The organism is Pseudomonas frederiksbergensis, assembly GCF_003732665.1.
GTDB lineage: Bacteria > Pseudomonadota > Gammaproteobacteria > Pseudomonadales > Pseudomonadaceae > Aquipseudomonas > Aquipseudomonas frederiksbergensis_G.
The window spans coordinates 610,097-626,574 of sequence record NZ_MOBP01000012.1 but is presented as its reverse complement, the minus strand read 5'-3'; the positions used below and the strand labels follow the sequence as shown (position 1 = coordinate 626,574).

Sequence of the window (16,478 nt, the reverse complement as noted above, 5' to 3'; positions counted from 1 at the left end):
GCTGCTGATGTCCAACCTGCGTCTACCTTCCATCGACAGTCTATTGCGCCACCCGGCGTGCCGGCCCCTGGCCGAGCGCTATGGGCGTCATGCCTTGCTCGCCAGCCTGCGGCAGTTGCTGGATGACCTGCGCGAACCGGTGTTGTCGGGGCAACTGGCGGCAGTGGAGATTGCGCCTGAAGTGCTGGCGGGCCGGGCCGGAGAACGCTTGATTGCCCAGCATCGCAGCCATGTGCGCCAGGTGTTCAACCTCACCGGGACCGTGCTGCACACCAATCTGGGGCGGGCGTTGTTGCCGGAAGAAGCCATCGAAGCGGTGCAAATGGCGGCGCGCTATCCGATCAATCTTGAATTTGATCTGAACAGCGGCAAACGCGGTGACCGTGACGATTTGATCGAAGGCCTGATTCGCGAATTGACCGGCGCCGAAGCGGTCACCGTGGTCAACAACAACGCGGCGGCGGTGCTGCTGACCCTCAACAGCCTCGGCGCACGCAAGGAAGGCATCATCTCCCGGGGCGAGTTGATCGAGATCGGCGGTGCGTTTCGCATTCCCGACATCATGGCCCGGGCCGGGGTGAAACTGGTTGAAGTCGGCACCACCAATCGCACCCACGCCAAGGACTACGAGGCGGCCATCGGCCTGCGCAGTGGGTTGATCATGCGCGTGCACGCGAGCAACTACGCCATCTCGGGTTTCACTACCAGTGTGCCGACCGCTGAACTGGCCGAGTTGGCGCACAAGCATGCGTTGCCGTTGCTGGAGGATTTGGGCAGCGGCAGTCTGCTGGACCTGACGCGCTGGGGCTTGCCGGCGGAACCGACGGTGCGTCAGGCGCTGCTCGACGGGGCGGATATCGTGACGTTTAGCGGCGATAAGTTGCTCGGCGGGCCTCAGGCCGGGTTGATCGTCGGGCGCAAGGATTTGATCGCGAAGATCAAGAAAAACCCGCTGAAACGGGCGTTGCGGGTGGACAAACTGACCTTGGCGGCGCTTGAAGCGGTGCTGGGTTTGTACCGCGATCCTGATCGGCTGGCCGAACGTTTGCCGAGTCTGCGCCTGCTGACCCGGACACAGGCTGACATCCTCGCCCAGGCCGAACGCCTGCAACCGTCACTGGCGCAGAGGTTGGGGGAGGGCTGGAATGTCAGCGCAGTGCCGGCACTGGGGATGATCGGCAGTGGCAGCCAACCGGTGGCGCGCTTGCCGAGCGGGGCGTTGTGCCTGCGGCCGCTGGTGTCCAAACGCCTGCGGGGTCGATTGTTGCTTGGATTGGAAACAGCATTTCGCGCCTTGCCGATTCCGGTACTTGGGCGCATCGATGACGATGCCTTGTGGCTGGACCTGCGGCAACTGGACGACGAAGTGGCATGGCTGGCGCAACTCGACCAGTTGCACGGAGGGCAGGGGTGATCGTCGGCACCGCTGGGCACATCGACCACGGCAAGACGTTGTTGCTTGAGGCCTTGACCGGTCAGCAAGGGGATCGTCGCCGCGAGGAGCGGGAGCGGGGCATGACCATCGACCTCGGCTATCTCTATGCGGCGCTGGAACCAGGGGCTGAGTTGACCGGGTTTATCGACGTGCCGGGGCATGAGCGTTTCACCCACAACATGCTCGCCGGCGCGCAAGGGATTGATCGGGTGTTGCTGGTGGTGGCGGCGGATGACGGGGTGATGCCCCAGACGCGGGAGCATCTGGCGATTGTCGAGCTGCTGGGGATTCCTCGGGCGCTGGTGGCTATTACCAAGAGTGATCGGGTTGAATCGGGTCGAATCGAGGAAGTCCGGGCGCAGATCTCAAGGTTATTGGCGCCTGGACCCTTCGCGGGCGCGCCGTTGATGGCGGTGTCGAGTGTCACGGGTGAGGGTATCGAGGGATTGCGTGATGCTTTGCTCGAGGCGCAAAAGGACGTGCTCCAACGCAGCACCCTTGGCGGGTTTCGACTGGCGATTGACCGTGCTTTCAGCGTGGCTGGCGCGGGCATTGTGGTGACGGGTACGGCGTTGTCCGGCGCCGTCACCGTGGGCGATACGTTACTGCTCGGGCCACAGGGCAAACCGGTGCGAGTGCGGGGTCTGCATGCGCAGAATCAGCCTGCCGAGCAGGCGTCCGCCGGGCAACGGGTCGCCTTGAACCTGAGTGGCGAGCGCTTGAATCTGCAGAAGATCCACCGAGGCCAATGGCTGCTGGCCGAGTGGTTGCACGCGCCGACCCAGCGGCTAGACGTCGAGATGCAACTGCTGCCCAGCGAAGCCACCGCGTTCGCGCATTTCCATCCTGTGCACGTGCACCTCGGCACCCAGGACGTGACCGGACGCGTGGCGTTGCTGGAAGGCCCGAGCCTGGCCCCCGGCGAGCGCATGTTCGCGCAACTGCTGCTGAACACGCCAGTGCACGCGGTGAAGGGCGATCCCTTGATCCTGCGCGACCAGAGCGCCCAACGCACCCTCGGTGGTGGCCGAGTACTCGATCCCTTCGCACCGAGCCGCCATCGCCGTAGCCCCGAGCGACTGGCGCAGCTACAAGCCCTCGTCAGTACCGACAGCCTTGAAGCCGTGATGCCCGCGCTGCTGGCCCACAGCGACACCGGCCTTGATCCGCAACGCCTGGAGCGCCAATTCAACCGACCGCGCGATAGCTGGGCGTTGCCCGCCGACGTGCGCCTGATCAACACGCGCCAAGGTCCGCTGCTGTTCAGTGCCGAACGCTGGGAAGCGCTCAAATCGCCGCTGCTGGAACACCTCGCACGCTTCCATCAACTGGAACCGGACCAAATGGGCCCGGACCGTGATCGCCTGCGCCGCTTCACCGGCACCACCCTGGACCGCCCAACGTTCATCAGCCTGCTCGACGAATTGCTCGCCAGTGGCGCCCTCGTCAGCAGCGGCCCGTGGCTGCATCTGCCCGATCACCAGGTACGCCTGAGCGTTGAAGACAAAGCCTTGTGGCAGCAATTGCAGCCCACCTTCGAACAGGCCGGTTTCAATCCACCGTGGGTGCGTGACCTGGGGCATGACGAAGCGGCAGTGCGCTTGCTGCTGCGCAAAATGGCGCGATTGGGACTGCTGCACCAAGTGGTGCGCGACCTGTTTTATACCGACGCGGTGCTGCGGCAATTGGCGGCTATGCTGATGCAACTGGCCGGGGAAAACCCGGTGATCGAGGTTGCGGCGTTTCGCGATGCGGTAGGGCTGGGGCGCAAGCGCAGTGTGCAGATTCTTGAGTACTTCGACCGGATTGGCCTGACCCGACGTATCGGCGACCGCCGCCAGATCCGCCTCGACAGTGCACTGGCCCAGGCCAACGAATAAGGAAGGCAATCGCGCCCGGTGGCGCGGCCGGGCTTCAAACCCGGTTGGGGACGGCATCCGTTCCCGGGCAGGTTCGACTCCGGCTGCCTTCCGCCAATTTCAACGCGGCGCCAGTTCCTTGATCAGGAAATCAATGAACGTGCGGGTCTTCTGCGGCACCCGCCGCGCCGAGGGGTAGACCGCGTTGATGGTGATCGGCGGCGCCTGCCACTCGCACAGCACCGGCACCAGCCGACCGGCCGCCAGCGCGTCTTCGACGATGAAATCCGGGAGCAGGGCGATGCCCATGCCGGCTTCGGCGGCCTGGGCCAGCAAGTCGCCGTTGTTGGCGTGCAGGGGGCCGGTGACGTTGACCCGTTGCGTGTCCTTGCCGTTGCTCAGTTGCAGGCTGACGCCGCTTTGCAGGTAGCCGTAGTTCAGGCATTGGTGGCTGGTCAGCTCTTTGGGGGTTTGCGGCGTGCCGGCACGTTTCAGGTAGGCCGGCGAAGCAACCATGATCCGTGGGGCCGGGGCGATGAGGCGTGCGATCATCGATGAGTCCGGCATGCTCGCAATCCGCAGCGTTACATCAAAACCGCCGCGCACCGGGTCCACTTGCTGGTCGCTCAGAACAAGCTGCAACTCGATGTTCGGGTGCAGTTCATGGAACAGCGGAATCAGCGGTCCCAAACGCCGCAAGCCGAAGGACATCGGCGCGTTGATCCGCAGCACGCCGCGCAATTCCCCGATGCCATCCCGCGCCCGCTGCTCGGCTTCGTCCAGCGAGGCGATCAGTTCCCGCGCCGCATCGTAATACTCGGCGCCGGCCTCGGTCAGGTGCAGGCTGCGGGTGGTGCGTTGCAGCAACTGCACGCCGATGGCTTCTTCCAATGCCTGAATCTGTTTGCTGACTTTGGAACGCGGCACGTCCATTGCCCGGGCTGCGGCGGCGAAGCCGTTTTCACCGACGGTGACGATAAAGGCGCGCATGCATTCGATACGATCCAAGGATTGTCCCTAATTTGGAATCAATGATTCCCGATTCTAGGGAATTGTTCCTTTTATCGCTAGCGCCTAAATTAGCCACAAGCCGGCAGCAAACAACGGCTAGCCCATTAAACAGAACTCATCGACATCAAAAGGAACTCGCCATGTCCATCCGTGAATTGCTCAACCCAACCAACTCCGCCCTGATCCTGATCGACCACCAGCCGCAGATGTCCTTCGGCGTGCAATCGATCGATCGCCAGACCCTGAAGAACAACACCGTGGCCCTGGCCAAGACGGCGAAGATCTTCAACGTGCCGACCATCCTGACTTCGGTGGAAACTGAAAGCTTCAGTGGCTTTATCTGGCCGGAATTGCTCGGTGTGTTCCCGGACCAGCAGCCGATCGAGCGCACCTCGATGAACTCCTGGGAAGACAAGGCGCTGGTGGCGGCGGTGAAAGCCACCGGGCGCAAAAAGCTGATCATGGCCGCGCTGTGGACTGAGGTCTGCCTGAACTTCCCGGCCCTCGAAGCCCTGGCTGAAGGCTACGAGGTGTACATCGTCACCGACGCCTCCGGCGGCACCACCAAGGAAGCGCATGACATGTCGGTGCAGCGGATGATTCAGGCCGGCGCGGTGCCGGTGACCTGGCAACAAGTCCTGCTCGAATACCAGCGTGACTGGGCTCATAAAGAAACTTACGACGCGGTGATGGAACTGGTGCGCGAACACAGCGGCGCCTACGGCATGGGCGTGGATTACGCCTACACCATGGTGCACAAGGCACCGCAGCGGAAGGCTTAAGCAAGGATCGTCCACCGGCCCTGAGCCAGGCTCAGGGCTAAAGTGGGAGCGGGCTTGCTCGCGAAGGCGGAGTGTCAGTCGACAGAAATGCTGGCTGACCCACCGCCTTCGCGAGCAAGCCCGCTCCCACATTTTGTCCTGTGTAAAACCCAATCCCGCGACCACCGCCAGTCCTGTGGGAGCGGGCTTGCTCGCGAAGGGGGAGTGTCAGTCGATAGAAATGCTGACTGACACACCGCCTTCGCGGGCAAGCCTCGCTCCTACAGGGATTTTGGGTGAATCAGAAAGGTCCGAAGGTCAGTGGGTATTGGATGACGACATACACGCGGTCGATGTCGTCGCCCGCCTGGGCGGTGTTGCCCCGATGTGAGACATGGGACAACTGCAGCGATAAGCCCTTGGCCGAACCGGATTGCACGATGTAGCGCAAATCGATATCCCGCTCCCAATGCTTTCCACCATCCCCTTGTTGCGGCAAGTACTCGCCACTTGCCTCGTCGAACGGGTTGTAGGCGCCGCCCTTGGGCGCATGGGTGCCGTCGATGTTGCTGCCTCGCACATAGCGGGTCATGAAGTTCAGCCCCGGAATGCCAAACGCCCCCAGGTCGAGGTCATAACGAGCCTGCCAGGAACGTTCATGGGCGCCGTTGAAGTCGGCGTATTTGATCGAGTTGGCCAGGTAGATGGAATCGCCACCGACGAAATCGAACGGCGTATCACCGTTGATTTGTTGGTAAGCGAGGGTAAAGGCTTGGGCGCCGAGGGTGTATTTGCCCGACAGACTGTAGGCGGTGTTGTCGATTGCACCCGCCAGTGCCCGGCCGGTGTCCTGGGTGTGGTAGAGATTGGCGTCGAGGAACACGTTCGATTGCTTGAGGTGCAGATTGCCGTAGTACTGGTGCCAGGTGTCGCTCAGTTCGGAGGCATACAACGCGCCGCCCAGCGGACTGTTGGTGAACAGGTCGGCCCCCAGGAAAGAAATCCCGCCGGCCTCGGTGTTGGCGCCGTAACCGAAAAATTCACCCTTGCCCGATGAGCTGTCCTGATTCTTGAACGCCGTGAAGTGTCCGGCCACCAGGTTCATGCCGTCGATTTCCTTGCTGTTCAACAGAAACCCCGTGGCGTACTCCGGTTGCAGGCGTTTGTCCGACGTGTCGAACACCGGTGTTTCCACGGTCATTTCACCGAAGGCCAGGGTGGTGCGGGACGCTTTGAGCTTGAGCGCGCCACCGCCACTGGAATAGTCACGTTCACTGCGACCGTCATCATCCACCGGCAGCAACCCGGTGCCCGAATGCCCCTTGCCACCGTCGAGCTTGAGCCCGAGAAAGGCATGCGCATCGAGGCCGAAGCCAAGCGTGCCTTCGGTGAAACCGGATTCAAAAGAGCCGATAAACCCTTGAGCCCATTCGGCTTTGTAGCTTTTGCCTGAGGGCGAGGGCGTGCGGTAATCGTTGTTGAGGTAGAAGTTGCGGCTCAGCACCCCAAGCGTCGCGCCGTTCATAAAACCTGTGGGCGCCGGTTCGTCCGCCAGGGCCGTACCGGCGAACAGGATTGACAACCACAGGCTGCGATTCAGCGAAGAAAACATCATGGATCGATCACCACGAGGGCAGCGACCGCGCAGGCCAAGCCGCGCAGTCGCTGGTGTTACTTAATGGCCTTCGGACGCGCCGAACATGGTTTTGGCGTAGATCAGCCCCAAACCGTACGAGCCACCGTTGGCGATGGAGGTTTTCACGGTTTCTTCGTAGGTCTCGCTGCGCGCCCAGTCCCGTTGCAGTTCCAACAGGTATTGCAGTGAGGTCATTGGCCGGGCGCCAAGCTGGATCATGCGTTGAATCGCCATGTCATGGGCTTCGATGGAGACATCACCGCAGGCATCGGCGATGAAGTACACCTCGAAGCCCTGGTCCAGGGCCGACAGCGCCGGGCCGACGATGCACACCGAGGTCCAGAGACCGGCAAGGACGATTTTCTGCTTGCCGAACTTGTTCACTTCGACGGCGATACGCTCGTCTTCCCAGGTGTTCATGCTGGTGCGGTCGATCACGTTGTGTTCCGGGAACACCGACTTGATTTCATCGAAGATCGGCCCGGAAAAACTCTTCTCGGCCACGGTGGTGAGAATGGTCGAGACCTTGAAACCACGGGCAGCCTTGGCCACCAGTGCCGCGTTGTTGCGCAGGGTCACGGCATCGATGGACTTGGTTGCGAAGGACATCTGCGACTGGTGATCGATCATGATCAGGGTGTGGTCGGTCGGGGTCAGCAGGGTTTTGCCGGGAACTGCTTTTGCAATGGCCATCACGAGGTCCTTACGGGAGTGAGTGAAGGCTCATGGTTGCGCAGATTCGGCTGGGGATCTTGAGTGGGTGTGCTGTGTTGTATGAGCCCTGCGCGGTGCAAGTTCATCGCGCAGGGCGGCGGGTCATTGCATCACATAGCGCCCCGGTGCCGACTCAATTGCCGGGTATTGGGTATTGCCGATGTGCAGCGCCGAGGTTTGGCGCTCCCCGGCGTGTTCGGCCAGCCAGGCAAACCAGTCATTCCACCAGCTACCGGGATGTTGCTGGGCATTCATGAACCAGGTGTCCGGTTTTTTGCTGACGCGGTTGTTGGTCCAGTAATGACGCTTCTGATTGGCCGGCGGGTTGATCACCCCGGCGATATGCCCCGAGGCACCGAGCACAAAACGCTTGGTTCCGCCGAGCAGTTCGGTGCTGGCGTAGGCGCTTCGCCACGGCACGATGTGGTCGTCGTGGGTGGCGAGGATGTAGGCCGGTGCCTCGATGGCCCGCAGGTCGAGTTTGACGCCGCAGCAATCCAGCTCGCCGGACTTCAAGTCGTTTTGCAGGTAGGTGTGGCGCAGATACCAGCAATACATCGGGCCGGGCAGGTTGGTGCTGTCGTTATTCCAGAACAGCAGGTCCAGGGCGACCGGCTTCTGGCCCTTGAGGTATTTGTCGACGTTGTAGTTCCACCACAAGTCATTGGGCCGCAGCAGGGAGAAGGTGTTGCCCATGTCCTCGCCCTTGAACAGGCCGATAGGGCCGTCCAACCCGCCGATGGTGCGTTCGCGGTAGGCCACCAGTTTTTCGTCGACAAAAATGTCGATGGGGCCGGTGTCGAGGTAATCGAGGAAGGTGGTCAACAGGCTGACACTGGCGATGTCTTTGTCGCCGCGCGCGGCCAATACCGCCAGCGCCGTGCTTAACAGCGTGCCGCCGATGCAGAAGCCGACGCAGTTGGGTCGTTGCTCACCGCTGATCTCGCGGGTCACTTGCAGGCCTTTGATGATGCCGGTTTCGATCAGGTCATCCCACGTGGTGTTGGCGTGTGCCTGGTCGAAGTTGCGCCAGGACATCAAAAACACCGGATGCCCTTGCTGCAACAGATGGCCGATCATAGAGTTGTCGGGGCGCAAATCGAGGATGTAGTACTTGTTGATCGACGGCGGCACCACGAACACCGGGCGCCGGTACTGGGTTTCGGTTTGCGGGTAGTACTGGATCAACTGGAACAATTCGTTCTCGAACACCACTTCGCCGGGCGTTGTCGCCAGATCTTCGCCGACCTTGAACGCATTGCTGTCGCACTGGCGCATCTTGCCTTCTTGCAGGTCGCTGGCCAGGTGCAGCAACCCCGTCAGCAGGCTGGCGCCCTGGGTATCGACCACCCGTTGCAAGGCATCCGGGTTACTCGCCAGAAAGTTGCTTGGCGCCCCGGCGGCGATGGCTTGCTCCACCAGGTACAGCAGGCGTTGGCGCGGTTTCTTGTCCTTGATCGGCAACTTGTCCAGCAGCTTCAGCAGGAAACCGGCGTTGAGCAGGTAAAACGCGGCCAGCGAACCAAACAGCGGTTGGCTCCAGGCGCCGCTGGCGAAGCGTCGATCCTCGAAGGTGAACGGCTGGCCGGTCATCAGGCGCTGGCCGAGGTCACCCCATTGCAGTTGATAGTCGGACTGCAGGCTGTCGAGGGTGCCACGGGGCAGGTCAAACCAGTCGTTGTATTCCTGCCCTGTGAACCACGGATTAGTGCTGACCCACAGGCGTAATTGTTGCACTGCAAAGGAGGCAATGAACGGAACCTGGCCAGACCAGTAAGTGTTGAAGGTGTGTGCGTTGTTATCCATGGAACTCCTTGCCCACAAAGGTCAACCGGGCAGAAAAAAGCGCGACACCGCGAACAGTGCCGCGTCAGTAGCTAAGGCAAGCAGTTCGGTGTGACTAGCGCTCGATGACCAGGCTGACGCCTTGCCCGCCACCGATGCACAACGTGGCCAGGCCTTTATGGCCATCGCGACGAATCAATTCAAACAACAGCGACACCAGAATCCGCGCCCCCGAGGCGCCGATCGGATGACCGAGGGCAATCGCACCACCGTTGACGTTGACCTTGCTGGTGTCCCAGCCCAGTTCCTTGCCGACCGCCAGGGACTGAGCGGCGAAGGCTTCATTGGCTTCGATCAGGTCCAGGTCATCAAGGCTCCAGCCGGCCTTTTCCAGCACCAGGCGGGTGGCCGGCACCGGGCCGATGCCCATGATCGACGGGTCGACACCGGCGCTGGCGTAAGCCTTGATCCGCGCCAATACCGGCAACCCGAGGGCCTGGGCCTTGGCGGCGCTGGCCAGCAACAGCACGGCGGCGCCGTCGTTAAGGGTCGAAGAATTACCGGCGGTGACGCTGCCGTCTTTCTGGAACGCTGGTTTGAGTTTGCCCAGGGACTGGAGGCTGCTGTCCGGACGTGGCTGCTCGTCAGTGTCGAAAGCCAGCGGCTCACCCTTGCGCTGGGGAATCAGGATCGGGGTGATTTCACGCTTGAAGTAACCGGCTTCGATAGCCGCTGCGGCTTTTTGCTGCGAGGCGGCGGCGAAGGTGTCCTGTTGCTCACGGGTGAGGCTGTACTTCTCGGCCAGATTCTCTGCGGTGATGCCCATGTGGTAGTCGTTGAAGGCATCCCACAAACCGTCCTGAATCACGCTGTCTTGCAATTGCGCATGGCCCAGGCGTAAACCGGTGCGGGCCTTGGCCAGGACGTAGGGCGCCAGGCTCATGTTTTCCTGACCGCCGGCAATCACCAGTTCGGCGTCGCCACAGCGGATGGCCTGGACCGCCAATTGCACAGCCTTGAGGCCCGAACCGCAGACCTTGTTCAACGTCATGGCGGGGACTGTAAAGGGCAGGCCGGCCTTGATCGCGGTCTGGCGTGCCGGGTTCTGTCCGGCACCGGCGCTGAGCACTTGGCCGAGGATCACTTCATCGATCTGGTCGCCGTTGATCCCGGTCTGTTCCAGCAAGCGGCGAATCAGCGCCGCGCCCAGTTCGGTGGCCGGAATCGCGGACAAGGCACCCTGGAAGCTGCCAATGGCGGTACGAGTAGCGGCAACGATTACGACTTCGTTCATGGGTGACCTCTTGAGATTTATGTCGAACAGCAGCAGGGCCTCCTTGCCCTGCACGGGTTACTGCATGTTCATGCCGCCGTTGACCGAGAAGTCGGCACCGGTGCTGTAGGCCGACTCATCGGATGCCAGCCAGGCGACGATGGAGGCGATTTCCTCGGGTTGGCCGAGGCGACCGACCGGCGTCGCGGCGATCATGCTGTCGAGGATGTCCGGGCGAATGGCCGCGGTCATGCTGGTCTGGATGTAGCCCGGCGACACGGTGTTGACGGTCACGCCCTTGCCCGACACTTCCCGCGCCAGGGCCATGGTGAAACCATGGATGCCGGCCTTGGCCGCGCTGTAGTTGGTCTGGCCGAACTGGCCGCGCTGACCGTTGATCGAGGAGATGTTGATGATCCGGCCCCAGCCTTTGCTCAACATGCCTTCAATCACCTGCTTGGTGGTGTTGAACATGCCGCTGAGGTTGGTGCCGATCACGGCGTTCCAGTCTTCGGGGGTGAGCTTGCGAAACGAAGCATCACGGGTGATGCCGGCGTTGTTGACCAATACATCCACCGGGCCGTACGTATCCTTGACCCACTCAAACGCCGCGCGGGTCGATTCCCAGTCGGTGATGTCACCGTAGACAAAATCGAACTCGAACCCTGCTGCCGACTGGCTGGCGGCCCATTCTTCCTTGCGGCTGGAATTGGCGCTGCAACCCACCACGACTTTGAAACCTTCCTTGTAAAGACGCTGACTGATCGCCGTACCAATCCCACCCATACCGCCGGTTACCAATGCAATACGACTAAGCGACTTCATACACATCTTTCCTTTTCTATTTTGCGCTGCAAGATAGGAGGATTGTTCGGTATGGGCGGGGGCGGCGGGAAGTGTTGCGAGGTGACTGTCTGGTGTCCAACGGTGACAGACGTGGCTAAAAGCAAGGAGTACCTATACTGGGATCAACACTCGAAACCGAGCGGCCCGTTATTCTTCGATTCAATGCAGATCCGTATGGCCCGAACAGGATGTTCGGCACCACAGGTCATTGAGGACGCCATGTACAGAATGAGTTCAGGCTATGCCAGCGTGCTGGTGAATACGCTTTCGGCTCAAGGACTGGATGTCGCCAGTCTGTGCCAGGAGGCAGGACTGGACATCCATCTGGCGAAACTGCCCGGCGCGTTTTGCGAGCGCAGGGCGATCTATCGATTGTGGGCCCTGGCCGCACAGGCCAGCGGTGATCCGGACATCGGCTTGAAAGCCTATGGCAACTTCCATCCCGGCAGTTTCCAGATTGTCGGTTACACCATGATGTCGAGCCTGAACCTGAAAAGGGCGATAGAACGGCTGGTGCGTTTCAGCCCGTTGATCGGCACCGGTTTCAGCCTGTTTTTCACCGCCGAGCAGCAAAACTTTCGGTTGGCCGCACTCGATCATCAGCAGGCCGGCTCGGTCAAACCCCGGCAATACGTCGATGCCGCACTGGCATCCCTGATGGGATTTTGCCGTTGGCTGGCAGGCGGCAACTCGCCGCAGCCGTTGCAGGTGCAGTTCAGTTATCCCGAACCTGCCGACACTTCGGAACATCGGCGCTTGTTTGGCTGCAACCTTCAGTTCGACGCACCTTACGACAGCATTCTGTTCGACGGCCAGGAAGTGCTGCGCCCGTTGAGCATGGCCAACGAGGCGCTGGCGGTGCTGCACGACAGTTTTGCCGAAGCGCAACTGGACTTGCTGTTTGGCTTCTCGATTGTCTGCAGGATTCGCGCGTTGATCAGCGAGCGGTTGAGCCAGGGGCAGGGGCAGTACGACATGGAGTCGATCGCCGCTGCGCTCAACATCAGCAAACGCACGCTGCAACGCTCGCTGGAAAAAGAAGGGGTGCAATTCAAGGATGTGCAGAACGCCGTGCGCCGGCAATTGGCTGACCACTACCTGCGCCATTCTCATTTCAACATGAAGCATGTGGCGTATCTCCTTGGTTTCCATGACCACAGCAGTTTCAACAAAGCGTGCAGCAGGTGGTTCGGGATGACGCCGGGGCAGTATCGGGCGGATGAATCTTTCGATGTCGAGACAGCCGCATCGGCCTGATCTGGCCGATGCGGTTCGGTTTTATTTCTTTGGTGGTTTCTTCGAGGTTTTGCGGGGTTTGGTGGGTTGTGGCGTCGGGACTTCAACCTCGGCGACAGGCGCGGGTTGTTCAAGAACTGCATCAGCCTCGCTGGGCGGTTGAGTCAGGTCGAAACTCGGCAGCGGCACCTCAAGCAATGCATGCAGCTCACACCAGAACCCGTGCCCGGCCGCATTCTCGTTCAACAGTTCCGGCAGCAGATTGGCGACGGCGGCCAATACCTGCTGGCGCTCCTCGGTTTCCGGCAGCAACAGCGGCAGGCTTTGCAGGCTTTCCTGGGGATAGGTAAGCACCAGCATTTTCTGCGTTTGCAGGGTTTGGCGAAGGTCCAGCGGTACGGCGCTGTGGTCCTGCAACAAGCGCTGCATCTGTTCGAACAGTTTGTCGAGATTGGCTTTGCCCCGCGCGTCGCTGTCGCGGTCCAGCAGGAACAGGATGCGCACCAGCGCTTCCATCAGGCCACCCAGGGGCAGGGCGGTTTGCAGGCGTTCGAGCAGCACCTTGTCGTGGTTCTCGGCGTGGGCTAGCAGATCGCGGGCCGGCAGGTTGCCGCTGAGGTTGTTGAGTGCGCCGTACACCCCGTAGAAACAAAGTTCCTGAGTGGCATCGCGCAGGTCGCGGTAGGCGTTCAACGTGTCCTGAATCTGGTTGGAGAACAACGCCTGCCAGGCCAGCAACGGATTATCCGTGGCGGCGGGGCGACGCTCATGGCGTACCTGCGCGGCGCTGCCGGCCAGCCACCACAGCGCCGGGTTCAAACTGCTCCAGAGCACTTGCTGCTGATGGAATGGATGGGCCTTGCGTAGCAGCTCGGCGGTCGGTTCGTTGATCAGCGGACGCAACCATGGACGAATGAAGCCGTCGTACACGCTGTTGTTGATAGCCGAAGCGCGCTCGACCAGGGCGAACTCGCGATCATCATCCCGGGGCGGCGGCACCTCGCCATGGATGTCGGCGATGCGCCGGGCTTCGAAACGCACGGCGTATTGCGTGTCGGGTAGATCGTCGATCAGCATTTCATAGAGCCCGGCGGGCAGGGCGTTGATGGTCTCGACCGCACCCAGCAGCTCACGGTGTTCACGCCGGGCCACTTCGCCGGAGACGAAAATCCCCAGGTGGCCGATGCTGGCGTGGCGCAGGTAAACAATGGTGCGCCCGGCGTTTTGCAGGGCCAGATCACTGGGGTATACATCGGCGATCCAGTCCAGCGCCTGTTGCGGCGAGGTGATGTTGTCGCCATAGGAACAAAACACCACCACGGGCACTTCGATGCGCTTGAGGTCGAGCCCGCTGCTCTTGCGCCCGAGTCCGCCGGACAGCTGATTGCCGATGAACAGGTCGTCAACAATCATCTCGATTTCTTCGCTGTTGAGCAGCGTCGGGCTGCCCCACCAGCGTTCGAAATCGAGGAAGCGTGCGGCTTCGGTGTCGACTTCGCTGAACAGGTGGTAGTACTTGCCCCAATAGGTATTGGCCGGGTCGAGGTTTTCGAAATTGCTCACCAGCCAGGTGCCGTCGAACCGCTCATTGCCCAGATCGCTGCCCAAACGCGCCATCCAGCCACCACCGAGCAGACCGCCGGTGTAGCGCATCGGATTGCGCCCGTTGACCCCGGCCCAGTACGACAGCGGTGCGCCGTTGACGATGATCAGCCCCGGCAACTCTGGCCGAGTGGCCGCCAGCCCCATCAATGCCCAACCCGCCTGGCAGTTGCCGATGACCACGGGTTTGGCGCTGGCGGGATGCCGGGCGCTGACCGTTTCGATGAACCGCGCCTGTGCCTCGACGATATCCGCCAGGGTTTGCCCGGGGGCAGGCGAGTGACTGAACGCGATGAAGTAGGTGGGATGACCGGCGCGCAGGCTTTCACCGATCAGCGAATCCTGCTTGAAACCGCCGATGCCCGAACCGTGCCCGCCCCGTGGGTCGATGATGATCACCGGTGGCTGGCTGTAGATGGCTGGCTCGGGGCTGAGGATGCGCAGCAGTGAGTAATTGACCGGGCGCGGCAGGTCGGCGCCGTTGACCAGGGTTTCGTGCTCGAACTTGAGCAGCAGCGGAAAGCCTGCACGTTCGTGAGCCAGGGTGTTGTCGCCGCGCTGGCGCAAGGTGTCCCAGAACAACAGGCTGCGCTGGCTGAGGTCGGTGAAGTATTCCTGCCAGTGTGCCGCCGTCGGTTGTTTGAGCTGGCCTTGACTGAGCGGCGCGAAGGTCTTTGCCTGGCGCTGCTGCACTGCGTCGAGCACGTTGCGGGCATTGAGCTGTTGTAGGTGATTCAGGTGCTCGAACAACCCGGTCGCCGGGGAAAGCCCTTCATCTTGCAGCGCAATATTTTCTTCCTGACCCATGGTGAACTCCTGACACGGTGCGGGGGAGTCGTCAGCCGGACTAGCAATGGCTAGGCCGATCATCGGATTTTCACGAGTCTATAGTGAATAACCCCTTCAGGAGTACCGTTTATTTTGCGGTGCACAAAATATCCGTTGCCAAACCTTTTTGTGCACTGCAATATCAAGGCTAACGCGACGACTGCCCGGATCGCTGTCGCGTCCTCAGGCCTGAATGGGCCTTCCAGTACCAGGAGATTTCAGCATGTCTTTTTTCAACTCGGAAAAACTGCAAGCCACTCAGAAAGCCAACCTCGACCTGCTGCAGCAGATCAGCGGCAAAGTCTTCGCCAGCGTTGAACAGCTGAGCCAGTTGCAGTTCAAGGCACTGCGCGACTCCACCGAAGAGCACTTCGAAGGCGTGCGCAAGCTGCTGGCGGTGCGTGATCCACAAGGTTTTGCGGATTTGCAGGCGTCGTTCACCCAACCGAGCGCGCAAACCGAACGCCTGGCTGAATTCAATCGTCAGGTGCAGGCGCTGATTGTCGGCACCCAGGCGGACATCGCCAAACTGACCGAAAGTCAGGTTGAGGCGGGCACCCAGCAGGTGAATGAGTTCGTAGAGTCAATCAGCAAGAATGCACCGGCGGGTTCCGAGCCAGTGGTTGCTGCGTTCAAGTCGGGCCTGGCGAATGCCGGCACCGTGTTTGAAAGTGCACAGAAAGCGGTAAAACAGGCGTCGGATGTGGCCCAGAGTGGCTTCGACGCTGCGACCGCCGCCGGCAAAGCCGCTCCAGAAGCGGGCGCCAAGGCTACCAACGGCAACAAATAAGTCAGATCAGGCCAGCAGCACCGATGGCGATGGGATTATTCCCCATCGCCATTTTTTTTCGGCCCGTTATCGGTGCCCGGCTTGGCGCCGAACAGGCCGAACATGTTCTGGGTATTGAGGTACAGGGCCTTGGACTGATCGACGTATTGGCGCATCAAGTCCTGCATCACTGGCGCCTGCTGGTGCATGAAGGTGCTCCAGGCCTCGGACGACTGGGCGCCGGTCTGGGACTGGATGTCGATCACGGTCTGGATGCTTTTATCCAGGTAGCTGCCGAGAACACCTTGATACGGGCCGTAGAACTGGATGATGCCCATCAGCATTTCACTGCTGAAGATCGGCTCACCACCGCTTTCGGCTTCGAGGATGACTTGCAGCAGGATACTGCGGGTCAAGTCCTCGCCACTTTTGGCATCGACCACCTGGAACGGGACTTTATCGACCACCAATTGACGAATGTCGGCCAGGGTCAAGTGGCTGCTGGTATGGGTGTCGTACAGGCGGCGATTGGGGTATTTCTTGATCAGGCGGGGGGTGTTGGGGTTGTTATCGGTCATGCGGGGCGTCTCGCGGCGAGCCTGATTTGCAGGCATCTTAACCTTCTTTGTTGTCCTTGAGGCCGCCTTCGCGAGCAAGCCCGCTCCCACACGGGATCCCCGTCGTTCACAAATCCCCTGTGGGAGCGGGCTTGCTCGCGAAGAG

The 16,478-nt window shown here is 61.2% G+C and carries 13 protein-coding genes and 1 tRNA gene; 6 read left to right on the top strand and 8 right to left on the bottom strand.

Annotated features, from left to right (window positions below; translation table 11 throughout):
• Positions 1-7: 7 nt before the first annotated feature.
• From selA to BK665_RS20030, 3 genes are all read left to right on the top strand, one after another.
• On the top strand, positions 8-1,414 hold the full coding sequence (gene selA, locus BK665_RS20040; protein ID WP_123408441.1) for an L-seryl-tRNA(Sec) selenium transferase: 1,407 nt from the start codon (positions 8-10) through the stop codon (positions 1,412-1,414).
• The gene (gene selB / locus BK665_RS20035; RefSeq protein ID WP_123408361.1) at positions 1,411-3,315 is read left to right on the top strand and encodes a selenocysteine-specific translation elongation factor; all 1,905 of its coding nucleotides are present in this window, start codon (positions 1,411-1,413) and stop codon (positions 3,313-3,315) included. Before selA ends, selB begins: the two co-directional genes overlap by 4 nt.
• Positions 3,316-3,411: transfer RNA gene (locus BK665_RS20030), tRNA-Sec, on the top strand. It abuts the gene before it with no gap.
• Positions 3,412-3,414: 3 nt separating this feature from the next.
• Here the strand turns inward: BK665_RS20030 and BK665_RS20025 are convergent.
• On the bottom strand, positions 3,415-4,302 hold the full coding sequence (locus tag BK665_RS20025) for a LysR family transcriptional regulator (protein ID WP_123408360.1): 888 nt from the start codon (positions 4,300-4,302) through the stop codon (positions 3,415-3,417).
• Positions 4,303-4,445: 143 nt separating this feature from the next.
• Here BK665_RS20025 and BK665_RS20020 point away from each other — a divergent pair, with 143 nt between their 5' ends.
• Positions 4,446-5,087, top strand: coding sequence for a hydrolase (locus tag BK665_RS20020; protein WP_123408359.1), 642 nt, complete (start codon positions 4,446-4,448; stop codon positions 5,085-5,087).
• Positions 5,088-5,367: 280 nt separating this feature from the next.
• On the opposite strand, the gene BK665_RS20010 is transcribed toward BK665_RS20020, so the two are convergent.
• The 5 genes from BK665_RS20010 to phbB all read right to left on the bottom strand — a co-directional run bounded on the left by BK665_RS20010 (position 5,368) and on the right by phbB (position 11,299).
• Complete coding sequence (locus tag BK665_RS20010; RefSeq protein WP_123408358.1) at positions 5,368-6,681, bottom strand: OprD family porin; 1,314 nt, start codon at positions 6,679-6,681, stop codon at positions 5,368-5,370.
• A gap of 60 nt (positions 6,682-6,741) precedes the next feature.
• A complete protein-coding gene (locus BK665_RS20005) occupies positions 6,742-7,395 on the bottom strand; it encodes a hydrolase (RefSeq protein WP_123408357.1) in 654 nt (217 codons plus the stop codon).
• A gap of 123 nt (positions 7,396-7,518) precedes the next feature.
• Entirely contained in the window at positions 7,519-9,222 is a 1,704-nt protein-coding gene (gene phaC, locus BK665_RS20000; RefSeq protein ID WP_123408356.1) for a class I poly(R)-hydroxyalkanoic acid synthase, read from the bottom strand.
• 94 nt (positions 9,223-9,316) lie between these two features.
• Positions 9,317-10,495 (bottom strand): acetyl-CoA C-acetyltransferase, encoded by a 1,179-nt coding sequence (locus tag BK665_RS19995; RefSeq protein WP_123408355.1) that lies wholly within the window; start codon positions 10,493-10,495, stop codon positions 9,317-9,319.
• Positions 10,496-10,552: 57 nt separating this feature from the next.
• Positions 10,553-11,299 carry an acetoacetyl-CoA reductase gene (gene phbB / locus BK665_RS19990; protein WP_123408354.1) on the bottom strand — a complete coding sequence of 249 codons (747 nt, stop codon included), beginning with the start codon at positions 11,297-11,299 and terminating at the stop codon, positions 10,553-10,555.
• Positions 11,300-11,539: 240 nt separating this feature from the next.
• Here phbB and BK665_RS19985 point away from each other — a divergent pair, with 240 nt between their 5' ends.
• Positions 11,540-12,577: an AraC family transcriptional regulator gene (locus BK665_RS19985; RefSeq protein WP_123408353.1), complete on the top strand. Its 1,038-nt coding sequence runs from the start codon at positions 11,540-11,542 to the stop codon at positions 12,575-12,577.
• Between the two features lie 21 nt (positions 12,578-12,598).
• Here BK665_RS19985 and BK665_RS19980 read toward each other — a convergent pair whose 3' ends face one another.
• Positions 12,599-14,965, bottom strand: a complete 2,367-nt coding sequence (locus BK665_RS19980) for a DUF3141 domain-containing protein (protein ID WP_123408352.1) — start codon at positions 14,963-14,965, stop codon at positions 12,599-12,601.
• A gap of 244 nt (positions 14,966-15,209) precedes the next feature.
• Between BK665_RS19980 and phaP the strand changes: the two genes are divergently transcribed.
• A complete protein-coding gene (gene phaP, locus BK665_RS19975) occupies positions 15,210-15,776 on the top strand; it encodes a TIGR01841 family phasin (protein WP_123408351.1) in 567 nt (188 codons plus the stop codon).
• 35 nt (positions 15,777-15,811) lie between these two features.
• On the opposite strand, the gene phaR is transcribed toward phaP, so the two are convergent.
• A complete protein-coding gene (gene phaR, locus BK665_RS19970) occupies positions 15,812-16,333 on the bottom strand; it encodes a polyhydroxyalkanoate synthesis repressor PhaR (protein ID WP_123408440.1) in 522 nt (173 codons plus the stop codon).
• Between the last annotated feature and the right edge of the window lie 145 nt (positions 16,334-16,478).

Coding starts and splice junctions, on each gene's coding strand:
- selA (WP_123408441.1), top strand. CDS start 8: ATGTCCAACCTGCGTCTACCTTCCATCGACAGTCTATTGCGCCACCCG.
- BK665_RS20020 (WP_123408359.1), top strand. CDS start 4,446: ATGTCCATCCGTGAATTGCTCAACCCAACCAACTCCGCCCTGATCCTG.
- BK665_RS20010 (WP_123408358.1), bottom strand. CDS start 6,681: ATGATGTTTTCTTCGCTGAATCGCAGCCTGTGGTTGTCAATCCTGTTC.
- BK665_RS20005 (WP_123408357.1), bottom strand. CDS start 7,395: ATGGCCATTGCAAAAGCAGTTCCCGGCAAAACCCTGCTGACCCCGACC.
- phaC (WP_123408356.1), bottom strand. CDS start 9,222: ATGGATAACAACGCACACACCTTCAACACTTACTGGTCTGGCCAGGTT.
- BK665_RS19995 (WP_123408355.1), bottom strand. CDS start 10,495: ATGAACGAAGTCGTAATCGTTGCCGCTACTCGTACCGCCATTGGCAGC.
- phbB (WP_123408354.1), bottom strand. CDS start 11,299: ATGAAGTCGCTTAGTCGTATTGCATTGGTAACCGGCGGTATGGGTGGG.
- BK665_RS19985 (WP_123408353.1), top strand. CDS start 11,540: ATGTACAGAATGAGTTCAGGCTATGCCAGCGTGCTGGTGAATACGCTT.
- BK665_RS19980 (WP_123408352.1), bottom strand. CDS start 14,965: ATGGGTCAGGAAGAAAATATTGCGCTGCAAGATGAAGGGCTTTCCCCG.
- phaP (WP_123408351.1), top strand. CDS start 15,210: ATGTCTTTTTTCAACTCGGAAAAACTGCAAGCCACTCAGAAAGCCAAC.
- phaR (WP_123408440.1), bottom strand. CDS start 16,333: ATGACCGATAACAACCCCAACACCCCCCGCCTGATCAAGAAATACCCC.